20 protein-coding genes and 2 pseudogenes are annotated in these 23,052 nt (G+C 61.5%); 16 read left to right on the top strand and 6 right to left on the bottom strand.

Going from position 1 to position 23,052, the window contains the following annotated elements:
* Positions 1-57 precede the first annotated feature (57 nt).
* Positions 58-254: pseudogene (locus tag AC5RVY_RS14215) on the top strand (recombinase family protein); the annotation flags it as partial.
* Between the two features lie 284 nt (positions 255-538).
* On the opposite strand, the gene AC5RVY_RS14210 reads toward AC5RVY_RS14215, so the two are convergent.
* The 3 genes from AC5RVY_RS14210 to AC5RVY_RS14200 all read right to left on the bottom strand — a co-directional run bounded on the left by AC5RVY_RS14210 (position 539) and on the right by AC5RVY_RS14200 (position 3,898).
* Positions 539-1,045, bottom strand: a complete 507-nt coding sequence (locus AC5RVY_RS14210; protein WP_493955350.1) for a MarR family winged helix-turn-helix transcriptional regulator — start codon at positions 1,043-1,045, stop codon at positions 539-541.
* Positions 1,046-1,141: 96 nt separating this feature from the next.
* Positions 1,142-3,316 carry an MMPL family transporter gene (locus AC5RVY_RS14205; protein ID WP_493955349.1) on the bottom strand — a complete coding sequence of 725 codons (2,175 nt, stop codon included), beginning with the start codon at positions 3,314-3,316 and terminating at the stop codon, positions 1,142-1,144.
* Positions 3,317-3,382: 66 nt separating this feature from the next.
* Entirely contained in the window at positions 3,383-3,898 is a 516-nt protein-coding gene (locus AC5RVY_RS14200) for a MarR family winged helix-turn-helix transcriptional regulator (protein ID WP_493955348.1), read from the bottom strand.
* Positions 3,899-4,069: 171 nt separating this feature from the next.
* On the opposite strand from AC5RVY_RS14200, the gene ribB reads away from it, so the two are divergent.
* The 11 genes and pseudogenes from ribB (at position 4,070) to AC5RVY_RS14145 (ending at position 13,347) form a co-directional block, all read left to right on the top strand.
* Complete coding sequence (gene ribB, locus AC5RVY_RS14195) at positions 4,070-4,720, top strand: 3,4-dihydroxy-2-butanone-4-phosphate synthase (protein WP_493955347.1); 651 nt, start codon at positions 4,070-4,072, stop codon at positions 4,718-4,720.
* Complete coding sequence (locus tag AC5RVY_RS14190) at positions 4,717-5,931, top strand: 1-acyl-sn-glycerol-3-phosphate acyltransferase (protein WP_493955346.1); 1,215 nt, start codon at positions 4,717-4,719, stop codon at positions 5,929-5,931. The genes ribB and AC5RVY_RS14190 overlap by 4 nt, the downstream gene beginning before the upstream one ends.
* Positions 5,932-5,952: 21 nt before the next feature.
* Entirely contained in the window at positions 5,953-6,582 is a 630-nt protein-coding gene (locus tag AC5RVY_RS14185; protein WP_493955345.1) for a hypothetical protein, read from the top strand.
* A complete protein-coding gene (locus AC5RVY_RS14180; RefSeq protein WP_493955344.1) occupies positions 6,572-6,994 on the top strand; it encodes an SRPBCC family protein in 423 nt (140 codons plus the stop codon). The genes AC5RVY_RS14185 and AC5RVY_RS14180 overlap by 11 nt, the downstream gene beginning before the upstream one ends.
* Positions 6,991-7,824 carry an SDR family NAD(P)-dependent oxidoreductase gene (locus AC5RVY_RS14175; protein ID WP_493955343.1) on the top strand — a complete coding sequence of 278 codons (834 nt, stop codon included), beginning with the start codon at positions 6,991-6,993 and terminating at the stop codon, positions 7,822-7,824. Before AC5RVY_RS14180 ends, AC5RVY_RS14175 begins: the two co-directional genes overlap by 4 nt.
* Positions 7,821-8,684 (top strand): AfsA-related hotdog domain-containing protein, encoded by an 864-nt coding sequence (locus AC5RVY_RS14170; RefSeq protein ID WP_493955342.1) that lies wholly within the window; start codon positions 7,821-7,823, stop codon positions 8,682-8,684. The genes AC5RVY_RS14175 and AC5RVY_RS14170 overlap by 4 nt, the downstream gene beginning before the upstream one ends.
* 743 nt (positions 8,685-9,427) lie before the next feature.
* On the top strand, positions 9,428-9,841 hold the full coding sequence (locus tag AC5RVY_RS14165; protein WP_493955341.1) for a hypothetical protein: 414 nt from the start codon (positions 9,428-9,430) through the stop codon (positions 9,839-9,841).
* A 284-nt stretch (positions 9,842-10,125) separates the two neighbouring features.
* Positions 10,126-10,452, top strand: a complete 327-nt coding sequence (locus AC5RVY_RS14160) for a GNAT family N-acetyltransferase (RefSeq protein ID WP_493955340.1) — start codon at positions 10,126-10,128, stop codon at positions 10,450-10,452.
* 276 nt (positions 10,453-10,728) lie between these two features.
* Positions 10,729-10,815: pseudogene (locus tag AC5RVY_RS14155) on the top strand (LacI family DNA-binding transcriptional regulator); the annotation flags it as partial.
* Between the two features lie 434 nt (positions 10,816-11,249).
* Positions 11,250-12,086, top strand: a complete 837-nt coding sequence (locus tag AC5RVY_RS14150) for a tyrosine-type recombinase/integrase (protein ID WP_493955339.1) — start codon at positions 11,250-11,252, stop codon at positions 12,084-12,086.
* Positions 12,087-12,261: 175 nt separating this feature from the next.
* Positions 12,262-13,347 (top strand): DUF8462 domain-containing protein, encoded by a 1,086-nt coding sequence (locus AC5RVY_RS14145; RefSeq protein ID WP_493955338.1) that lies wholly within the window; start codon positions 12,262-12,264, stop codon positions 13,345-13,347.
* A gap of 412 nt (positions 13,348-13,759) precedes the next feature.
* Here the strand turns inward: AC5RVY_RS14145 and AC5RVY_RS14140 are convergent, their stop codons facing one another.
* From AC5RVY_RS14140 to AC5RVY_RS14130, 3 genes are all read right to left on the bottom strand, one after another.
* On the bottom strand, positions 13,760-13,897 hold the full coding sequence (locus AC5RVY_RS14140) for a hypothetical protein (RefSeq protein WP_493955337.1): 138 nt from the start codon (positions 13,895-13,897) through the stop codon (positions 13,760-13,762).
* Between the two features lie 20 nt (positions 13,898-13,917).
* Positions 13,918-14,154 (bottom strand): hypothetical protein, encoded by a 237-nt coding sequence (locus AC5RVY_RS14135; RefSeq protein ID WP_493955336.1) that lies wholly within the window; start codon positions 14,152-14,154, stop codon positions 13,918-13,920.
* A gap of 526 nt (positions 14,155-14,680) precedes the next feature.
* The gene (locus tag AC5RVY_RS14130; protein WP_493955335.1) at positions 14,681-15,739 is read right to left on the bottom strand and encodes a LacI family DNA-binding transcriptional regulator; all 1,059 of its coding nucleotides are present in this window, start codon (positions 15,737-15,739) and stop codon (positions 14,681-14,683) included.
* 184 nt (positions 15,740-15,923) lie between these two features.
* On the opposite strand from AC5RVY_RS14130, the gene pulA reads away from it, so the two are divergent.
* The 4 genes from pulA to AC5RVY_RS14110 all read left to right on the top strand — a co-directional run bounded on the left by pulA (position 15,924) and on the right by AC5RVY_RS14110 (position 23,041).
* Positions 15,924-18,998, top strand: a complete 3,075-nt coding sequence (gene pulA / locus AC5RVY_RS14125) for a pullulanase-type alpha-1,6-glucosidase (RefSeq protein WP_493955334.1) — start codon at positions 15,924-15,926, stop codon at positions 18,996-18,998.
* An 85-nt stretch (positions 18,999-19,083) separates the two neighbouring features.
* Positions 19,084-20,373 (top strand): sugar ABC transporter substrate-binding protein, encoded by a 1,290-nt coding sequence (locus AC5RVY_RS14120; RefSeq protein ID WP_493955333.1) that lies wholly within the window; start codon positions 19,084-19,086, stop codon positions 20,371-20,373.
* A gap of 170 nt (positions 20,374-20,543) precedes the next feature.
* On the top strand, positions 20,544-22,094 hold the full coding sequence (locus AC5RVY_RS14115; RefSeq protein ID WP_493955332.1) for an ABC transporter permease subunit: 1,551 nt from the start codon (positions 20,544-20,546) through the stop codon (positions 22,092-22,094).
* A 5-nt stretch (positions 22,095-22,099) separates the two neighbouring features.
* Positions 22,100-23,041, top strand: a complete 942-nt coding sequence (locus tag AC5RVY_RS14110; RefSeq protein WP_493955331.1) for a sugar ABC transporter permease — start codon at positions 22,100-22,102, stop codon at positions 23,039-23,041.
* The last annotated feature ends 11 nt before the right edge of the window (positions 23,042-23,052 follow it).

Here is a 23,052-nt window from a genome sequence, read left to right as displayed (position 1 = left end):
TCTTTCTGGGACGGGCCTAGAACTCAACCTGACAAGGTGAGGGTTGGAGGCGCAGGGGTGGCAGGACAACGAATCGGTACGTCCGAGTAAGCACTCTTGATCAGAACGAGAAACGCCAGCTCGATGGCCAGGTTCTTGATCGGGTCTTCATGGACAAGGCCTCCGGCCGGGACACTGCAAGGCCCGAGCTCACGGAACTGTTGCGGTTCGCCCGGGACGGGGACACCGTTGTGGTTCACAGCATGGACCGCCTGTAGAGATTGCCGGGCCTCCACCTAAAAACGACCGGTTTTGACCGCAGCAAGGCCAGCCCTAACGCCCAAAGCTCCGGAGTTCACACGTCCAGTTAGGTACACCCCAACCCTGACAGACCTCACAGCGCGCTGCGACTTTGGTACTTTTCCTCGAAGACCTGCGAGCCGGTGAGCCTCTTCTCAAATAGCTATGTCCGGGAAGCACGCCATAAGATTTTCACGTCTTGACGCGCCTCTCAAGAGCGCTAGAACCCGCCAGTGATAACCGCGCATGGCGCTTCGGTTCAGGCGGGACGTACCACACCGAATCGGCGTTCGAACACGCTTTCGCTGTCGGTGCCGTGGAGGTATTTCCGTAGGGCAGCGCCCACGAGGGCCTGTTCCTGGTCAGTGAGGGTCGACGCTGCGTGTGCCTCAAGTCCTGCCTCGATCTCCTTCAGATTCGGGATCAGGCTGGCGCCGGCCTCGGTCAGCTCAAGCTGAACCGCCCGCCGGTCCGCCGCCGAAGTTCGGCGGTGGACCAGCTGGCGGGTGACGAGCATGTCGACTATCCGGCTGGGGCTGCCCGCTTCACAGACGATCATCTCGCCCAGGTTTCTCAGGCTGAGGGGTCCGAAGGAGTCGAGCACCAGGAGAATCTCGGCCTGTGACGGAGTCAGCTCCAGCGGGGCGAGCAGTCTCATCAGGGCGCGGTTACCTTCGCGCTGGGCAGCAAGTACGAGGTAACGGAGCTCTGAAGGAGCAAGCTTCCGGTCGCTTTCAGTGCTGTGCAGGGTTGCGGGGCTCGTCATTCGAAAAATCCTGGGGTTGAAGGTGGTGCGAGGCGTGGAGGCCTGAAGGCTTCCAAAAACGATAGCATGTCATCTTTTTCGGGCATGCGGCTGAGGCTACACGGGAGCGGGGACCTTTTCAGGGACGGCCGTATCAAGATCGGGTTCCGGGCTCTTCCGGGGACCGAGGACACGGGGCCCGAGGACGCGCAGGACGGCCGGCATGATGAACATCCGTACCACGAGCGCGTCGAGGATAACGGCGATCGCCAGTCCGATGCCGATCTCGCGCACAATGCTGATCTGCGCGGAAGAGAAGGAGGCGAAGACGGCCACCATGATGATGGCGGCGCTGTTGATCATGGACCGTGTTCCCCGCACGCCAACCGTGACAGCTTCCGTGAACGGCTTTCCGTGTCCGAAGGCTTCGACGATGCGGGAAATGATGATCACCATGTAATCCATGGACAGACCGAACATCACGGCGAACAGCAGGACCGGAGTCACTGAATTCAACGGTGCGTTGTTGGCCACGCTTACCAGTCCGGTCAACAGGCCCAGGCTTGCCAGGACGACCAACGTGTTGAAGAACAGCGCGAGGACCGGGAGGATTACTGACCGGAACGCGAATGCGAGCATGCCGAAGGTCAGCACGAAAACCAGGGCGGCGATCAGCGGAATGGAGTCAATGAGCGTGTTGTCGAAGTCCACGCCCTGGGCGGTGGCGCCGGTGACCCCTGCTGTGTAGCCGGCGGCAGCATCACCCACGTGGTTCCGCAGGTCGCTGACCAGCTCGTGGGCGCGGACAGAATCGGGGCCCTCGGATGGGTCCACCAGGATGCGGGTGGTGTAGCGGCCGTCCTCGTGGGCCCAGAGCCCGGTTGCGGAGGCAGCTCCTTCAGGGGTGGCCAGGGCTGCGGCGAGCTGTTCGCTCGTGCCCCCGCCACTCGCCAGCGAGGTAACCGCGGCGACACCGGGCTGCGAACCGGCGTACTCACTTACCCGCTGCACTGTTGCCACAACATCGCGAAGCGGGCTGGAGTCTGCTGTGCTGAGGACCACCTGTATCGGAAACAGGCCCTCGTGGCCGATGCGATCTTGGATCGTTTCCAGTCCGGTGCGGGCTGGGTCTGCGGCAGGCAGGACGGTAGCGCTGGCCACAGGTGACTGGAGTGAGATGCCCAGCACCGGCAGTGCCGCCAGCAGCATGACTGTGATGCCTGCCGCAGCCAGAACGCCGGGCCGCCTGCCGCCGGCCGGCCCGGCAGTGCGTGCTTTGCGGCCCCAGGCCGGGAGGCGAACCGTGCCCCAGTTGATCCGGCGCCCGAGAAGGCTCAGGGCGGCGGGCAGGACGGTGATGCTCAGTGCGATGGCGATGAGGGTGACCACCACGCCTCCCAGGGCGATGCTGGTGAAGGCCATGACATTGGGGATGAACAGCGCCACCAAGGCTACGGCTACTGCAACACCGCTGAAGATGACGCTGCGCCCGGCGGTGGCTGACGCGACGGCCAGGGCCGCTCCGGTCTCGTTGCCGGCATCGAGTTCCTCGCGGTACCGCTTGATGATGAACAGCGAATAGTCCACGGCGACGGCGAGGCCAATCATGGACACAATGTTTGAGTACAGGATGGAAATTTCAGTGAAGCGGGCGGCTGCGTAACCGATTCCGCTGGCCACGGCCAAAGCGGTGCCGGCCATCAGCAGGGGCACGAGGGTGGCGGCGACGGAGCGGAAGACCAGCAGGAGCACGATGATCAGGATCGGAAAGACGATCATTTCGGCCCTGGTCGCATCCTCCTTCGAGTGAACGTTGAGCTGGTAATCCAGGGCCGGCTGGCCTGTCACGTAGACGGACGCGCCGGAGACCTTGCCCTCCACTGCCTCCTGCAGCTCGGGGACCTTGTTTTGGACTGAGGTGTTGTCCCCCGGGAAGCCCGCCATGATGAGCGCGGTGCGCCCGTCCGATGACAGCAGGTCCCGGTTGTCCGCGGGGGTCTGGATGGAGGTGGCTCCAGCTTCCTTCAGGTGGTCCACCAGTTGCGGCAGGCTGGGGTCGCCCAAAGGGGCATCGGCATCGACAACGATCAGCAGCTCGTTCGGCTCGTCCCCGAAGGCTTCTTCCACGGTTTTCTGGGTGACCAGGGCTTCCGCCCGCGGATTAGTGAACCCCCCCGCGGACAGTGCGCCGTCCAGCTGCAGGGCGAAGGGAATGGAGACAGCCAGGATGAGTAACCATCCGGCGAGGACGGACCTGGGATGTTTCAGGGCGGCGCGGGTTATTCGAAGCATGGGGGTTCCTTCACTCGGCGAAAATGCGTGACATGTCATTCATGATGTGTCACGCATTTTATTCTGTCAATGGAGTCTGGCAAGGGCGTCGAGCCGGCGGAAGCGCCGCATCAGGGCGGCATGCTCCTCGCTGCCCTCGATGATCAGCGCCAGCGCCGAGGCGATGAACTCCATTTGCGTTTCGGGGAGTGCGGCGCTCGCCCGTTCGTGAACAGTCCGCAATCCACCCGTCACCGTCATCAGCAGTGCCTGGCCTGCGCCCGTGATCGTTACGTGCAGCATCCGGCGGTCGGCCCCGTTCCGATTTCTGGTGAGGTATCCGCGGCGCACCAGGTCGTCGGTTGATCGGCTGGGGCTGCCGCTCTCGCAGACCACGAGCTCGCCGAGTTCCTTCAGGCTCAAGGGGCCGAAATCCTGCACCACGCCGAGGATCTCCGCCTGCGTGCGGGTCAACGCGTTGTCGCGCATCAGCGCAGCAACCCGGCGACTTCCTTCGTGCTGGACGGCAAGGATCGCGAGCCGGAGTTTTTCGCTTGCCCGGTCGTCACCAAACAACCCGCCACCGACTGGTTCTTTACGCACAGGTAAACCTTTCTTCCAATTGATTGACAATCACTAGAAGCATGATCCATTATCCGTGTTAGATCAATCATTGATCCGTCACGGAAATATTCCAGCTCCATCACGTCCAACGCCGTTCGCAGCCGCTCGGACACCTCATCAGCAAGACCAGAGCAGACAAGGGAGACGAAAATGACAATCGAAGCGCAACGGGAAACCGTTCAAAGGGCGTTATCGCTCGCTACCAGCACCGAAGCCATCGCCGCCATCGGGCGGGGTGAAATTGTTGTTGTTGTTGACGACGAGGACCGCGAAAACGAAGGGGACCTGGTTGTTGCCGCAGAGCACGCGACACCGGCAGTTATCAACTTCATGATTACCCACGGGCGGGGCCTGGTGTGCCTGAGCATGACGCCCGAACGTGCACAGGAGCTGGCGCTGCCCCCGATGGTGGCCACAAACGAAGACCACATGAAGACTGCCTTCACCGTCAGCATCGACGGGACACCTGAGCACGGAATCACCACTGGCATTTCCGCGGCAGAGCGCGCCAAGACTGTCCAGCTCGCCGTCCGGGGGTCTGCAACTGACCTGGCCCGTCCCGGCCACATGTTCCCACTGATCGCCCGGCCCGGCGGGGTCCTGGAACGCAACGGCCATACCGAAGCCTCAGTGGATCTTGCCCGCTCCGCCGGTTGCTACCCGGCCGGCGTCATCGTGGAGATTGTTGGCGAGAACGGCGAGATGCTGCGCATGGATGAACTCATCCGGTTTGCCCGCCGGCACGGACTCCTGATCACCACCATAGAAATGCTCCGGGAACACATCCGGGATGCTGCGTGAATGCCCGGGACCTCGTCCGGGCAGTGACCTTTCCGTGGTGCCAGCAGCAGCTCCTGAACCACATCGGAACCGTCGAGGGGCTGGAGAACATCCCCACCGAAGGCCCGTTTGTGGTTGTCCCTAACCATTCCAGCTACTTCGACCACTTCGTCGTCGAATTCCTGCTGCACGCGGTGCGTGGCACACCCACCTGGTTCCTCACCAAGCAGGAGAGTTTTGAGAAGCCACTCCACCGGGTCTGGACAGAGGCCTGGTACGGGATCCCCGTGAACCGGGACACGCCCACCCCCGGCACCCTGCGGCACATCCAACGCATCTTGGCCGACGGTCACTCCTTGTGTGTCTACCCTGAGGGCACCCGGGGCGACGGCGTCACCCTCCTGCCATTCAAGGCCGGTGCATTCCGTTTCGCCCTGACCGGCAGGGTTCCGGTGGTCCCGATGGGAATGGTCGGCGCCAACAAGGTATTGGCCCGCGGGCAAAAACTGCTGCGCAGCGGCCGCGTCCACATCGCCATCGGTCAGCCGATCCTGCCCCGGGAAGGGGAGTCCAAGCAGCGTCAGGCTGAAATCATGGCCGAGGAGTCACGCGAAGCCATCGAGGCACTCATCCGGAAGGCCGAAGAAAACGCGGCGCACAAACGCGGGGACCCCCTCGGCTCACGCGGCGCCGCCCTGGTCGATGCCCTAACCACCGCGGGCTTCGATGAAGATTCCAGGCTGACCGCGGGAGCGATCAGCCGTCTGGACTTCCTGCTACGGCTCTTCCGCCGGAGCGCCCCCCACAATCCGGACCTGCAGGCACAGTCCGTGCGGCTGCTCGGGCTGCTGGCCCTCGACGCAAAGCTGCCCATGAAAGCGGTCCACGCACTGAGGGTGCGGAGCGGTGCCCTCAAAGTCCTCGCGGCGGACCCCGCTCACAAGGACGCACATTACCTGCTGGGACGGTGGCACCTCGCAGCGCCAACATTCCTCGGCAGCAGCCCGGATGCCGCCGTCGAGCACTTCAAGTCTTCAGCAAAGAGCTCGGCACCCGGGGACACCCGTGCCCTGGCAGGGCTCGCGGAAGCAGAGGAGGCGGCCGGGAACCCGGAAGGCGCCGCCGAGGCGTACCGCCGGGTCCTGAAAGAGACCCCGGCGGACCATGTGCGTGCCGTCCCGCGTCTGGACAAAGTCAAGAAACAACTGTTGTTGCTGGATAGCAGGGGGTAGCAAGAAATGCGCAACCGAATCATGACGCCTAACGGAAACATGGTGGTGGCCGAAGGCGCCACACGCGCCCAGTGGACCCGCCGGGCCAACGGGGCCTGGAAGCTCACAGGCATCTGGCCCGACGCGAACGAGCGGTCGCTCGTCGACCAGCATCTGCAGGACGGCGCAGGACTGCTCATCGTCATGGATTCCGCACCGGGAATCCTGTCGGCATTCCGTGACGAACTGGACGACCCGCTGCTGTTCGCTGCCGCCACGGCCGAGGAGTTCCTCGTCGACGTCACCGTCCCGTTCCTGGATTGGCTGCCGGCCCGTTACGCCCTTACGGCGCGACTGTTCCAGGACCAAGTCCGCGAGCAGACGGCGGACCTCCCTGCTGCGCTGCAGCCGCCTTTTATCCTGAGCGATCCCCAGAGCTCCGGCGGCGACGTACGCTTCGTCGCCCGCACACCCGGATCCATCCCCGCCACCGTTTCCGATGAGCACATGTGTGCCCTGGCCGATTACGTCTTCAGCAGCCGCGAAGGACGCAACGCCGATGACGCGCGCCGGCCGGGGAGTGCCCGATGGCTTAGCCGCCTGGCCCGGGTGATCGCTGCAGGGCCGAAGGAACCAGTCACCCTCGGGGCAGGAGCCAGCCGTGCGATATAGCGCCTCAGCCCTTGTCCCCAGGGACGCCGAAACTGTCCATGCCGTATTGACCGACGTTGGACACCTGGCTATCTGGAACCCGGCCTTCAGCAGCATCGACGCCTCCGGGGCCGCCGAAGCCGGCAAGGAGTACCGAGCCGTCGTCCGAGGGATCGCGCCCGTCACCCTCACTTTCAACGAACTCGAGTCCGGCGATGTCAGATACACCCTTCGCGGGCTCGGATCAACCGAAAGAGGCCGGTGGATCTCCCGGCCCACCGAAGGCGGTACTGAAGTCACCCACAGCTTCGAGCATTCAGGGCTCCTGCTGATGCTTATGCACAACGCGTTCGTCAGCGTGGCCGAATGGCGGCTCGGTCGGCTCCGCGAGCAGGCTCTCAAAGCCACACCGGAAAAGGAGACTCAGCCATGACCCCTACCCTGAACGGCCGGACGGTCCTGATCACGGGAGCCTCTTCGGGCATCGGGGCGGCCCTTGCCCGGCAGTGCGCCGCCCGGGGCGCCAACCTGGTGCTCGTGGCCCGGAACGGGGAGGGCCTCCAACAGACTGCCGAGCTCGCAGCGAAAGCTGGCGGCACCCGATCGACGCTCATCAGAGCGGATCTGACCCACCCCGATGCGCCACAGGACCTGTGGGAGCGGCTCCGTTCGCAAAACATCAGGGTGGACGTACTGATCAACAATGCGGGTGTGAGTGTCGGGGGTGACTTCGCCACGAATGGCCTCCCGGAGGAAATTAGGCAACTGACGCTGAACGCGACTGTGCCGCTGATCCTGACGCGTCTGGCCCTCCCGGCCCTTCTTGAGTGGGGTGGCGGCGGGATCATCAACATCGCCTCCACGGCAGCGAACCAGCCGATGCCTCGCGCTGCAATTTATGGCGCATCGAAGGCGTTCCTTGCCTCGTTCGGCAAAGCACTCAGTCATGAAGTGCGCGGAACAGGGGTCCGGGTCCTGACGGTGAACCCGGGCCCCACCAACACCCCGATTTTCGCCAAGGCCGGTTCGCAGTATCCGGACGGCAAAAAGGATGATCCGTTGGACGTTGCGGAGGAAATCCTCAGGGCGTGGGAGGCAGGAAAACAGGTCCTGACGCCAGGCAGGACGACCAATCGGATCAACGCCGCATTGGTGAAATTCCTGCCGCTGCCGCTGGTGCTGCGGATTGCTCAGGGGAAATCCGAGGAACTCATGGGAGCCGGCCGGAATCCGTACCGGGCCAATGCGGTGCATGTGCCATGACCGCCGCAATGGCGGGTGTCCGGCGCCGGATCATGCCGGGTGAATCAGCGGACGTCGACTGCTCAATCATCCACCGGCCGGCGCGGGCCGACCTTCTCATCAGTGACGGGGCCAGGACCGGCCCCGACTCCTGGGTGTTCGGACTGCAGATGCCTCGGGGGCACTGGTCCTCCCGGCAGGACCCCTCCCGGGTTCCGCTGAACCTGGGGCTGGAGGCGGTAAGGCAGATGGGATTCGCACTCGGGCACCTTCACAACGGGATTCCCTTGGACTGGTCGTTTATGCTGCACCGCATCTCGTTTGCATGGAACGAACCGGCGGCGGCAGATTTCAGCGGCTTTGAGCCGTTCAACGCTGAGGCGTATGTGCGGGTCAGCTCGGTGACCGAACGCAACGGTGGGCACAGCAGACTCAGCGCGGACTGCCGCATCTACCGGAACGGCTCCTTCGTTGCCACGGGGGCAGGCGACCTCGCCGGGATCCCCCGGCCGGTGTACCGGCGGATCCGCGCGGGCGCCACAGCGCCGCCCCCGGAGACCCGGCGGCGCGACGAAACGGTTCTCAGGGATCTCACCCGGACAAACGACGGGCTGGTGGCCATCTTGGGCCTAAATTGGGATGATCCATTCTTTTTCGACCACCCCATCGACCATGTTCCCGCACTGCTCCTGTCAGAAGCCGCCCTCGAATCCCACCGGCTCATCGTTGGAAAACGCCCCACCCGTGTTGCCATGGAATGCAGCCGCTACGTCGAGTTCCACCAGGATGCAGCCGTGAACAGTTGCCGACTCCCGCAACAGGAAACCACAAGCAGCATTGTCCAGAACGGAGCCGTCGTTGCGGAAATCCGGTGCTATTAGCCATCTGAGGGGAAGCTTCAGAGTAATCGGATGGAAGAACTAAGACAACGTGGTACTGCGCCGACCGGACAGGGAATGTCAGCTAATGACGGACCCAACAGTCCTGTAGGCCCGAATCCAACATTTCGCCTATCTGATTGAGCCCTATGCCCTCCATAAAGTGGGGACCCTGGACTGGCCCAGATACTTCGGCAACGCCCACGGCCTTTGGCCCTAACAAATCCGCTTATACAGCTGACGGTTTTTCCACGGCCACTCTCGGCCACGGCAGGGGCAACTGTCCGTGCAAATGACATCCCCCCGTCCCAAACCCTGCGATTCCTTCCACCTCACTCGTTACGTCGAGTACACCACAATCTGACAAGCGCTGCCCCTGTGTCTTGAATTTTTTCCCAGGAGGGCCCAGACCTCAACCTGAGCGGATGCAGGTTGTTGGCGTAGGTGGCTGGACAGCGGATCGGGTACGGGCGTATAAGGACGCTGAACCAGAACAAGAGGCACCTGCTCGAAGGTCAGATACTGGACCGGGTCTTCATGGACAGGGCCTCCTGCAGGGGTCCTTGCCGCCCGCAACTCGCAGAACTATGTCAGGGGGCCTCAGTGTCCCTGCGGACCCGTCAACCGATTGGGAGGGATGGAAGAGGGACCGGCTCTCTACATAAAAATGACGTCCGAGAAACGGAACTGCAACATCGGGAGCGCATGCTGATCCAAAGGTCACCCAAACGGAGAAGGAGATAGCTGTGGCTACAGCCCATGAAACAACCATGCTGAGTTGTGAAGCACTTGCGAGCGGTGACGAAATGGAGGCGTGGCACGACGGCAGACTTTTGCATAAAGGAAGGGTGAGCCAGACGGTGCCATCCATGGGGATGTTTTTGGATCGTCTGCGCACGGACGGGTGCACGCAAACTGGTGAATCTGGAAGCATTGGAAGTTATCAGGGTCAGCTCCTCATCAAATCCGGTTCCAGCCGGGCCGGAAACATTACCCGTCTGATGACTTCAGGTCTAACAGCGCTTTCTCATGCAAGCCCGATGACCAATGGCATCCCTCGCGACGCCATGGAGTTTTGGCATGGTTTGTCCTGCAAACGGCAAGGTTTGAATGGGTCCTGGCTCAAAACCTTGGCGTCCCTTAGCGGCACATCAGGGTAATTGCCGGGTGAGCTGTTCACTGTCGGGACACAACTCACCGTCCTACTCACGGGGTGAGTCAAATGATGCGAGTGCTGCTGTAGCAGCGGAAGGCAGGTCAGGGTATGGTCCGTTTGATCTCAATGGCAGCGCTTATTGGACCCCAGGACCATAAACATGCCGTCAATTCTCCCCGGAGCATTAGAGCCACGGACCTGCCAGAACTAGGAGATCTTTGTCTGCTGGCCTACGGCAACGGAACATTCCAACCCGACACAGAAAAGGCCGCTACCAGGATCAGCGCCGTGTTCGAAGGCGCCTACGGACCTCCCATCCCCCAAGCTTCCCTGCTGACCGCTGACGCAGAAGGCCGCATCACGGCGGCCATCGTCACCACAGAGCGGGCCCTCGGAAATGACGGACCAAGAACCGCTTTTATCGCAGAACTGGTCACCCACCCCGATCACCGCAGACGGGGCCTCGCGGAAGAGCTTCTCAGCCACGCCATGCAGGCCTTGCACGATACGGGCTATGGGACCTTGGCTGTGACCGTAGCCAGCGCTAACGCCGCCGCGATGGCCCTCTATCTTTCCCGGGATTTCCGCCGCTTCGCCCACCCCGAAAAGGACTAAGTCAACCGCAGGATTTGCCCTCGAAGGAAGGAAGCGGGGCAATTCCGACCTTGCCGATGACGCTGGAGCTGTCTTTGTCCTGGCTCGCGCCGTAAGCTTGTCATCGCTTCAGCTAAGATCGCCAGTCGAATAGTGAAACCGCCTAGCCAATTAGGGTCACGGGGTCTTTGACATTGCGATCAGCATCAGGGCCAGTCTCACCAACGGAGATGTCGGGCGATGCGTTCGCATCTCTAACCTCTAAACTGAAAACCCGAAGTAAGGAATTGAAGGTGCATGGTGGCCACACGGGATGACGTCGCGCGGCTTGCGGGTGTTTCATCGAGCACCGTCTCATATGTAATCAGCGGGCAGCGCACCATCTCCGCGGCGACGAAACAACGTGTTGAACGGGCCATAATGGAGCTCAACTACACACCGAACGCGTTCGCCCGCGGGCTGGCCGGCGCGCGGGGCGGCATCGTCGCTCTTCACTACCCGTACAGTCCTCGAGGTGTCACGTCGACCGAGTTCGAGTACATATCCGCCGCGACGGAACAGGCGCGGGCACGGGGTTACCATCTGCTGCTGTGGTCAAATCAGATAGATGACATGACCGTTGGGTCGGAGCAGGAAGCCGGCAGCCTCGTGCGGTACCTCAACGACAACCGCCAGATGCCGGAGCCCTCCCCGTCGGCCATGCAACTGTCGAAGCCGGGCGTTCCCACCGTCGCGGATGTAGTCCAGGAACATATCGACTTGCTGGTCCGCCCCTCCCCGGAACCATCCGCACTTACCAACGGATTCTCGACCTGCACATGCGGAAGACTATCGGGCACATCCCGGTTGACGAGTTCAGTCATCGGGAAATCATGCACTGGGTCAAGGGCCTTACCGCCGAGGGAGTCGCGCCTAAGAGTATCCACAACATGCACGGACTCCTGTCGGCTGCGATGAAGACCGCCGAGTTGCTCCAGTACGTCCCACGCAACCCCTGCCGCGGCGTCCCCCTCCCCACGATTGAGAGGGCTGAAGACGAAACCATGATCCTCACCCAGACCGAGTTCGCCCTGCTCATTGACGCCATGCAGGGACAGTACAAGACGTTCGCGCAATTCCTGGTCATGACAGGAGCCAGATTTGGTGAAGCAACCGCACTCAAGGTCGCCGACATCGATTTGCTCTTCAAACAGCCGACCGCGCGAATCAACAAAGCGTGGAAACGGGGCGGGCAATCCGACTACTACATCGGGCCGACCAAGACGAGGGCAGGAAAACGAACCATCGGGCTAAACCCTGCCCTGGTGGACCTGCTCATCCCCTTAGTAGCAAGCCAGCCGGGGAGCAAGTTGCTATTCACAACGGCCAGTGGCGGCCGAATCGCCCACAAAGCGTACTGGCAACATCACTGGGTACCAGCAGTCCATGCCGCTCAAGCCCGCGGCCTCACCAAGACTCCGCGAATCCACGACCTGCGGCACACACACGCCTCCTGGCTCCTCCAAGACGGAGCAATCTCCCTCTTCGCAATCTCCCGCCGGCTGGGCCATGCTTCCGTGCGCACCACTGATCAGATATACGGGCACCTCATGCCACAAGCACTACAAGACGGCGCAGACGCTACCGAACGCTCCATCAGAGGCTTCCAGGCCTAGACCGCCCAAACCGCGCCGCTGTGGACCCAATGCCCCTTATAGTTGTCTTCCCCGATCGTCGTCCCGATACCGCCTCCCCTGGACGCGTCTTGCTTCTGGTCCAGGGATCGGCCTATCGTGTCAGGAGTTTCACCACTTTCACCAGTTTCACCCACTTTCACCCGAGGAGGGTGCCGTGCAGAACCCCTTTAAGCCGACGGCCGGGGCAACGCCTCCCGAACTTGTAGGGCGTGCCGGGCTGCTGGACGAGTTCGAATACGGCCTGCAGCAAGGTTCCGGAGCGCCCGGGCTCTTGACCATCATCACCGGCTCCAGAGGCATCGGCAAGACTGTGATGTTGAGCGAAGCCGAAGGTATCGCCCGGAATCACGGGTGGGCCGTGATCTCCCGTACCGCCACACCCGGCTTCCTCGCAGGTGTCGGCGATGACATGCTCCGCCTCCTCGACGAACTCGGGGACGGGCCTCCATCCCGCAAGATCACCGCTTTCTCCGCGGCAGGGTTCGGGCTGACAACCCAACTCCCTCCGGAACGGGCTGTGGACTGGCGCCGGACCGGGAACGAACTGCTGCGCCGGCTAGACGCGAAGGGCACAGGGCTCGTTATCACCATTGACGAGATACATGCCGTGGACAGGGCAGAGATCGCCCAACTGGCGGCCGACGTCCAGCACTTCATCCGTGACGGGCTGCCCATCGGCCTGATCTTCGCTGGCCTGCCGTCAGCCGTGTCTGACCTCCTCAATGAAGGCGTAGCCACCTTCCTGCGGCGTGCCGACAGGATCAATCTCCACGAAGCAGCCATCGCTGAAGTCACCGCGTCGTACAGGGAACTCTTCAGCCAGGGAGGCATCAGTATCTCCTCCGACCTCATCAACACGGCAGCCGAAGCCACGGAAGGGTACCCCTTCCTGATCCAATTGGTGGGCTACTACCTCTGGCTCGAAGCCGACAAAGCAGGATGGAAACTCGACGTGACCAGCGTTCAGCGAGGAATCGCTGCCGCCCAACGACGGAACACCTTGGTAGTCGTCGAGTCAGCACTGTCAGACATCTCGGACAGAGACCGCGAGTTCCTGGACGCAATGGCCGCCCAGGACGGACCCTCCGCCGCCGGCCAGATCGGCGCCATCCTCAAAGCCAAACCCAACGTCATTTCCAAATACCGGAACAGGCTCATCGCCGCAGGTCTGATCGAGTCCGCCGGCTACGGCAAAGTCGACTTCGCAATCCCCGGACTGCGCCAATACCTCCGCGAGTGATTGACAGAATATCCATTATGGGCTCTTGGGCTAGTGATCCGGTTGTTCATGGTCGGACTTGAGTTCGTTCAGCGCGCATAGCAGAAGTTTTCGCTCGAACTCGGGGAGATTACGGGACCTGCTCAGGTAGTCGTCGACTTCATCCTTACCCGCGTTCCCGCCGAGTCCCACATAAGCAAGCCAAAGCTCAGTAGGGGTGATGTCGTAGAGGATCAGGTCCAGATTCAGGTCCCAAAGGTCGGGTGGGTCATCTGGGGGTAAGTCCATGATCATCCGGCAGATTGCTGCAGAGGGGGAAGGTTCTTGGGCTGCCGGCGATAGCTTGCAGAATCGACGAGGGTAGGTGACAAAAGGAGGGGGAGCCAGGGGAGAGGCTCCGGTTCCCTCCTTGTGTCACCTGATCCGTGCTGGATCAGCTGCCGCCAGCAGCGGTCGTCGGGTTTTCTATAGGCCGGTAGTGACGCGCTGCTGGTTCCCAGAGTTTTTCCCAGCGTGCCTCATCCGGATCCGAGTAGTTTGATTCGTCGATTGCATTGAGTTCTTTTTCCATTGTTTCTTCCTTGGTGGTGTCTAGTTACGGTGTCCGGCTGCCGATCCCATGGCGGCCATTTCGTCGTGTTCCCTGACCAGCCCGTAAGGGATGTCCGGTGTGATTGTGACGGTGAAGTGCGTCGGCGCGTGTCTTGTGACCAGGATGCCGCCGGCGCGGTCTCTCGCCGCGAGGCTCATGGCAGAGTCGATAGCTTCGTTGAGCCGGATGTCTCGTTCTGAGCAGGTGGTGGGAGATATGTGGATGGTTCGGTGCATGTGCATCTCCTTCGCGGTGTGTCGGGGGACGGCCTTTGTGGCGTGCGGGCCTGTGAAGAACCGCTCACTGGAACGTGCTGCAGACGACTGCAGGTGCTTCGGCGGTCGTGTCAGCTGTTCGCGCGGGGTTGAGTGCGATTCAAGAAGGGCGGTGTAAAGCGCGCAATAGATGTTTGGCGTATGCCCAAGCGGGCCTGTGCAGGTGCAACAGGTCGGGGGCATGTGCTGTAATACTCAGGAGCCGGCAGGTGTTGTCGGCGGGCTGCGTGCCCCGTGTAGCAGGAATGCCGGTAGCAGCGTGGGCTGTGGCCGGGTTTGTGGCGGCCACTCCCCCCGGTTGCGTGGACTAGGGTGCCCGGACTTCCTTGTGCCGGGATCCTTTGTTGAACGGATGCAGTTGTGCCTGTCCCTTCATGCCAACCAGCCTAGAGCCTCCAACGCAAGGATTCAAGAGCTTGCGCAATAAATACGTCTCGTTTTCATAGGCTCCGCGCGTGTTGCAAGCAGGGGGCTTTGCGGTTGGGGGCTAGACAACGTCATTTCGCGGGGCGGGACCGGCGGAGCCGCGGACCACGAGGTCGGCTTCGAGCAGTACTTCGGAGGACCCGCCAGGCTCCCTGGAGATGTCGGCGATGAGCGCGTGTACGGCGGCGTGGGCTATAGCCGGCACGTTCTGGCGAAGGGTGGTCAGCGGCGGATCCGTGAGCGCCATGAAGGGCGAGTCGTCGAAGCCGGTGACAGAAATGTCCTCGGGGACCCTAAGCCCCATAGACCGGGCTGCCCGAATGGCTCCCAGCGCCATGAGGTCTGACGCGCAGACTATGGCGGTGTGTCCTGTCCGGATCAATTCAGAGGCCGCGCTTTGGCCTCCTTCTATGGTGAACATACTGGTGGCGATATGCGCTTCAGCGTCCGATTCTCCCAGTAGTTCTTCGATCGCAGACCTGAAACCCGCGATCTTGTGCCGGCTGGGCAGGAACCTGTGGGGGCCAATTGACAGCCCGATCTTAGCGTGACCGAGGCTTGCGAGGTATTGGACAGCATCGAAGATGGCTTTGGCATCGTTGTTGGAAACCGACGTCGCGGCAAGCTCGGGTCGGCTGCCGTTGACAAGCACATAAGAGATGTTGCGCCCTTGCAGCCGGTGGTAGCGCTCCATGCTTGCCTGTCCATCCGCATGGGCTCCGCAGATAAAGACCATTCCGGCCGCTCCCTGCTGAATCAACAGCTCGATGTATTCGTCTTCAGTCCTGCCTCCGCCAGGCAGGGCACACACGACGGGGATGAAGTCCTCCTGGGACAGCAGGGAGATCACGCTTTGGGCCAGTGCGGAAAATATCGGGTTGACCAGGTCTGCCACGATGACCCCGACCTGTCCCCTGGCCGTGCCCCCTGCCCGGTCGGCCCGCTCGTATCCGAGGTCGTCCATGGCCGTGAGAACGGACTGACGAACCTGGCGGGAAACGCCATTGCGGCCGTTGAGGACTCGGGAAACCGTGGCAACGCTCACGCCGACATGCTTGGCCAGATCTTCGAGGCGGGGCCTCTCCTGGACTCCGGCGCCCCTCACTGCGGCGTTTTTCATGGTGCTCCTGGTTCATAAAGGGTTGTTACTAGCAAGTCTACGCAAGCCCGGCGTGTAAAAAGATGAAAAATCTACGTAAAAACTACGAAAATCTTGACGTGTTCTGTTTCACATTCTTATCATTGACGGTACCCAAAGCTCACCAATGATGCCGATCTGGGTCATTTTTATGGAAGGTTCCCTCATGGTTCCTATAACCCCTTCACCCCGCCCCCGGCGGATATCACGAAAAACACAGCGGTCAACCATCGCGGTCGCCGGTATGGTGCCCCTGGTCCTTGGTGGCCTCGCCGGCCCAGCGCTGGCCGATCACACCCCTCCCGCCGTGAACGTGGCGCTGGTGGGTTCCCTGCAGTCCGAGCTCGGCTGCCCCGGGGACTGGCAGCCGGAATGTCCTGCAACCGCCTTGCAGCCCGTACCCGGGTCAGCCGGGCTTTATCAGGGAACATTCGACGTCCCTGCCGGGGCATACGAGTACAAGATCGCCCTAAACAACTCGTGGGACGAAAATTATGGCGCGGGCGGTGCGGGCGGGGCGAACATCGCGCTGAATGCTCCAGGCGGGCCCGTCACCTTCGTATACGACCACAACACGCATACTGTCAGCGATGACCTTCCCGACCCGGCCGGAAGCGTGGCCGGGGCACAGTGGCTGACCGGGAGCACAATCGTTTGGAAGGCATTGCCGACCAACGCTGTCACCTACCGGCTCTACACTGCACCGGAGGGCGGCATCACTGCCTCCGACCGCCAGATCATCGGAGGGCAACCGGTCGAACTTACCCGGGCAGACGGTGGCCTTGCGGGGGAGCTGGCTGGAAAGTTCCCCCACCTCTCCGGCGCACCGGTGCTTACCCTGCCTTCGGCCGAAGCAGCACGGGCGGGAGAACTGCTCAAGGGCCAGGTCGTCGTTGCGGCGCTGGATGCCGACGGCAAAGTAATCGCCACCAGTGGCCTTCAGACCCCCGGTGTGCTGGACAGCCTGTATGCCAAAGCACTCGGCAGGGAGCTGGGACTGCGCTGGCAGGGCCAGAAACCGGAGCTCGCACTGTGGGCGCCAACTGCACGCAGCGTTAAGGTCAAGGTCTACAACAACGGAACCGGCGGTGAACCCGCCGCGGTTGTACCCCTTACTCCCGATGCGGACGGCGTGTGGACGGTCAAGGGAGACAAGAACTGGAAGGGCCTGTACTACCTGTACGAGGTAGAGGTCTACGTCCCGGAAACCGGCAAGGTTGAGCACAACACCGTAACCGATCCCTACAGCTTGGGTCTGTCAACGAATTCAGAACGCAGCCTCTTCCTTGACCCGGATGACAAGGCACTGGCTCCTGCCGGTTGGAAGGACCTGGCCAAACCCGCCGTGGCCAAACCCGAGGACCTGTCAATCTACGAACTCCACCTCCGGGAATTTTCCATCAGCGACCAGAGCGTCCCGGCGGAACACCGTGGGACGTACAAGGCCTTCACGCATCAGGACAGCAACGGTATGCGGCGCCTTCAGGAAATGACAAAATCCGGGATAAACGCCGTCCATCTGCTTCCCGTGAACGACATGGCCACCATCGAGGAACGTCGGGAACTGCAGCAGGAACCCCGGTGCGACCTGCCAGCCCTTCCCCCGGACAGTGAAGAACAGCAAGCCTGTGTCGGCGCTACCGCGGCCAAGGACGGCTACAACTGGGGCTATGACCCCTTGCACTACACCACGCCCGAAGGTTCATACGCCACCAACCCCGAAGGCGCCACCCGGACCACAGAATTCCGCGAGATGGTCGCAGCCTTGAACAAGGCCGGGGCACGCGTCATCCAGGACGTCGTCTACAACCACACCTCCGGTGCAGGTCAGAACTCCACCCACAACCTGGACCGGATCGTTCCGGGCTACTACCACCGGCTCAACCCCGACACCGGGGCAGTGGAAACGTCCACCTGCTGTGCCAACACTGCAACCGAGAACGCCATGATGGGCAAACTTATGGTTGACTCGCTGGTCACCCTGGCAAAGACATACAAACTGGACGGCTTCCGCTTCGACCTCATGGGTCACCACACCAAACAGAACATGCTGGACGTCCGGGCAGCTCTGGACAAGCTGACCCTGAACAAAGACGGCGTCGACGGGAAGAACATTTACCTGTACGGCGAGGGTTGGGAGTTTGGCGAAGTCGCCAACGACGCCCGCTTCGTACAGGCCAGCCAGCAGAACATGGCCGGCACGGGCATTGGTACCTTCAATGACCGCCTTCGTGATGCAGTCCGCGGCGGCACCCCCTTCGATGACGATCCACGGATCCAGGGTTTCGGCACCGGGCTCTTCACTGACCCGAACACGTCTCCGGCCAACGGCAGCCCCGAAGAGCAGCGCGCTGCACTCCTGCTCGCCCAGGACCAGCTGAAGGTCGGGCTTACCGGCAACCTGAAGGATTTCACTTTTGTTGACCGGAGCGGCGCCACGGTGAAGGGATCGGACGTTCTGTACCAAGGCGATCCGGTTGGCTACACGGCTGATCCTTCGGAAGCGATCACTTACGTTGACGCGCACGATAACGAAACTCTCTTCGACGCGCTGACCCTCAAGCTGCCGCAGGGGACCTCCATGGCGGACCGCATCCGGATGAACACACTTGCCCTGAGCACTACGGCCTTCGGGCAGGGCGTGTCGTTCTGGCATGCAGGTACAGAGAACCTGCGCAGCAAGTCCCTTGACCGCAACAGCTATGACTCCGGCGACTGGTTCAATATCCTGGATCACACGGGAACCACCAATGGGTTTGCCCGCGGCCTGCCGCCGAAGCAAGACAACGGCGACAAGTATGCATACATGAAGCCACTGCTCGCAGATCCGACCTTGAAGCCGACACCCGAACACATCGCGGCCGCCCGCGAACAGGCAGAAGAACTCCTGGAAATCCGCAAGAGCTCTCCCCTGTTCCACCTGGGCGACGCCAAACTCATCCAGCAGAAACTGTCCTTCCCCACGGCCGGCCCTGACCAGGCTCCCGGCGTAGTAGTAATGCAGCTGGATGACACCACCGGCCCCGACGTCGACAAGAACGTCAAGGGAATCGTGGTCATCTTCAACGCTTCCGACGAAACGGCCACCCAGACCGTACAGGGAACCGCAGGAGCCTCCTACGGGCTTCATCCGGTCCAGGCTGCAGGTGCCGAAGCCGTGGTAAAGACGGCCTCCCACGATGCAGCCACCGGAACGTTCACCGTCCCGGCCCGGACAGTCGCGGTCTTCGAAACCAAGTAACAACATCGGCCAGGAGGTGGTGCCGTGCGGGTCCTCCCGCTCGGCACCGCCCCTCCAACCGCCAGTAAATTCAGAAAGGCAATCCGTGAATATCAACAGCACCACCCCGACGCGACGACAGCTCCTGGGCACAGCAGCGCTTTCGGTCGGCATTCTCGCCCTTACAGCCTGCGGGGCAGGTGCTCCAAGCGGAGAGAACACGTCCGCAGCTCCCTCTGACCTGACCAAGGCAGGTGCAACCACGCTCACCATGTGGGTTGACGCTGAACGTGCCCCCGCTTTGAAGGACATTGTCGCGACCTTCCAGAAAGACACAGGTATCGAAGTGAAACTGGCAGTGAAGGAATTCGCCGCCGTCCGTGACGACTTCATCACTCAGGTCCCCACAGGGAAGGGTCCCGATCTCATTGTCGGCCCGCATGACTGGATCGGAACCCTGGTCCAGAACGGTGTAGTTGCACCAATTCAGCTCGGGGACAAGGCACGTGAGTTCCAGGATTCGGCCATCAAAGCAATGACTTACTCAGGCAATGTTTACGGCCTCCCGTACGCCATTGAGAACATTGGGCTGCTGCGCAACAAGGCCCTCGTTCCCCAAGAAGCCGGGACGTTCGAGGAAGTCATCGCAAATGGCCAGGCGCTGGTTGATGCCGGAAAAGCCGATTACTCCTTCCTGGTCGGACTGGACCCCAAGCAGGGCGACCCCTACCACCTGTACCCGCTCCAGACCTCCATGGGGGTGCCGGTCTTCGCCCAAAACGCAGACGGAAGCTACGATGCGTCGAAGCTTCTTCTGGGCGAACCCAACGGTGTCGAGTTCGCCAAGAAGCTGAGCCAGTGGGGCGACAAAGGTTCACGCGTCTTGAACTCGAACATCACCGGAGACATTGCCAAGGAAAAGTTCAGCGCAGGGCTCTCGCCCTACTTCCTGTCCGGCCCGTGGTACGTCCCGGACATCAAAGCAGCCGGAATTGACTTGGCCGTGGACAAACTGCCAACCACGGGCGACAAGGCTGCTCAGCCGTTCATCACTGTCAACGGCTTCTTCATTTCCGCGCGCAGCGCCAATGCCCTGGCAGCCAATGAATTCGTCGTCAACTACCTCAGTTCCGAGAAAGCCCAGGATGCCCTCTTCAGTGTCGGCGGACGCCCGCCGGCACTGAAGAGCTCCTTTGAGAAAGCCGCTTCGGATCCGGTCGTGAAGGCATTCGGGTCAATCGGGGCAAACGGGGCACCCATGCCGGCCGTACCGGAAATGCAGGCGGTGTGGGCAGACTGGGGCGCCACGGAGCTGGCTCTCATCAAGGGAGAGGCCGATCCCGGAACTGCGTGGCCGGCCATGGTCGCCAACATTCAGAAGAAGATCGGCAGCTAAGCAAAAGCAGTACGCACCACCGTGCTGCAGGCCGGCGGCATCCCTGCCGGCCTGCAGCACTCCCCTACAGGTCAGGTCCCCTCTCCACAGTTCCTGTCCGCCGTAAAGGAAAGCCACATCTCATGCGCACGACAAGACGCCCCCGAACCGCCTTCACACCGGGCCGAAGCATGTTCACCTCACCATCTTCGGATTCCGTTCGTGGAGTCCTGGCCAAGATCATCCTGCTTGGACTGGTCGATGCCTTCGCCGTTTACGTCCTGATAGTCCTGTTCATGCAGGAAAAGTGGCTAATTCTTGCCCTGTCCACGGCCGTGACCCTGCTCATCAACTGGATCTACCTCAGAAAGGGTGCCCTCCCGGCAAAGTACCTGACCCCCGGGGTCGTGTTCCTGCTCATCTTCCAGGTCTTCGTCATGGTCTACAGCGGATACATCGCGTTCACCAACTACGGCGACGGACACAACAGCAGCAAAGAAGATGCGATCACGGCCATCCAGCTAGGTGCCCAGAAGCGGATACCGGAGTCGCCGGCCTACCGGGTGTCCATCCTTGAAAAGGACAGCGAACTTTACATGCTCGCTACAGGCCCGGATGGAGAAGCCGAACTGGGCAGCCCGGATCAGCCACTTTCCGAGGTATCGGCAAGCAAGGACGGGACCGGCAAAGCTACTGCGCTGGAGGGTTACCGCACCCTTGCATTCCAGGACATCCTTGCCCAGCAAAGCGACGTCCTGGACCTGACAATTCCGGTGTCAGAGGATCCGGAGGACGGGACACTCAAGACCAGCGACGGTTCAACGGCCTACCTGTACAAATCCACGTTGACCTACAACGAGGATTCTGACACGTTCACCGATTTGGAAACCGGAACGGTGTACACAGACACGGGCAAAGGAGCCTTCATTTCGGCAGAAGGGGAACAACTGAGCACCGGCTGGAAAATCGATGTTGGATTCGCCAATTTCACCAAGGTAGCCTCCGACGAAAACCTCCGAGGGCCTCTCCTGCACGTCGTCGCATGGACGTTTGCCTTCGCCGCCCTGTCAGTACTTTCCACCTTCGTTCTGGGGCTCTTCCTCGCCAACGCTTTCAATTTGGCTGACCTCAAGGGAAAACGCATTTACCGTGTCCTGATGATCCTGCCCTACGCGTTCCCTGCCTTCCTTGCCGGGCTCGTCTGGTCAGGCCTGCTCAACCCGGAATTCGGCTACATCAACAACACCTTCTTTGGCGGAGCCGACATACCCTGGCTGACGGACCCCGTCCTGGCCAAAATCAGCGTCCTTGTCGTCAACCTATGGCTTGGGTTCCCCTACATGTTCCTCGTGTGCACCGGGGCGCTGCAGTCCCTGCCCGAGGAAGTCAACGAAGCAGCCAGAATGGACGGGGCCTCCCCCTGGCGCCTCTTCACCGCGATCAAGCTGCCCCTGCTGCTGGTCTCCGTCGCGCCGCTGCTGATCTCCAGCTTTGCCTTCAACTTCAACAACTTCAACGTCATCTACATGCTCACCGACGGTGGTCCCCGACTGCCGGGCACCACAGCGGACATTGGTGCCACCGACATCCTGATCACCATGGTGTACCAAGTCGCGTTCGGCACTGGAGTTGGACGCGACTACGGACTGGCAAGCGCCCTATCCATCATCATCTTCGTCGTCATAGCCGTGATCTCCGCGATCAGCTTTCGGCAGACCAAGACACTGGAAGAGATCCACTAATGACCATGTTGACCCCGACAGAGCACGAACAGTCCCAGAACATTGGGCACAGCCAAGCACGAAAGCCCCGCCCGGCCGGGCAGAAACGGCGCAACAGCTTCGGTCAGTGGCTGCGCCACAAAGGGTGGCGCCATGCGGTAGCAGTTATCACGACGATTTTCGCCGTCTTCCCACTGCTGTACGTACTCTCTGCCGCCCTGAACTCCACGGGCACCATGGCCGGATCAAATGTGCTTTTCAGCAAGGTGGACTTGGGAAACTTCGAAGAGCTGCTCAACGACCCAAACCGGCCGTTCGGGAAATGGTTCCTCAACACGATGGTCATCGGCGTCGTAACGTCAGCGGCGACGGTTTTCCTGGGAGCCCTTGCCGCTTACGCATTCAGCCGGATGCGCTTTAAGGGCCGCCGGCTGAGCCTGCTCAGCCTCCTGATCCTGCAGATGTTCCCCCAACTCCTCGCGGTAGTAGCCATCTTCCTGCTTCTGAACGCAATAACGGACATCGTTCCGTGGCTGGGGCTCGGGAGCCAGCTTGGCCTGATCATGGTCTACCTCGGTGGCGCGCTCGGCGTGAACACCTACCTGATGTACGGCTTCTTTAACACCGTCCCGGTCTCCCTTGACGAAGCCGCTCGCATCGACGGGGCATCGCATGTCCAGATCTTTTTCACCATCATCCTTCCCCTGGTCACGCCAATCCTGGCAGTGGTGGGCCTGCTCGCATTCATAGGACTCAGCAGTGAATTCGTGATCGCCAGCATCGTGCTGAGCGACCCAGACTCCCAAACCCTGGCGGTCGGCCTCTACTCCTTCGTCAGCCAGCAGCGTTCCGAGAACTGGGGTGTTTTCGCCGCCGGAGCCGTCATCGCCGCCACCCCGGTGATGGCCCTGTTCCTGTACCTGCAGAAGTACATTGTCAGCGGCCTGTCCGCCGGGTCCGTCAAGTAGCCACAAAGAGA

The organism is Arthrobacter sp. Ha26 (assembly GCF_059091705.1).
This window is presented reverse-complemented; position numbering and strand designations above follow the sequence as displayed.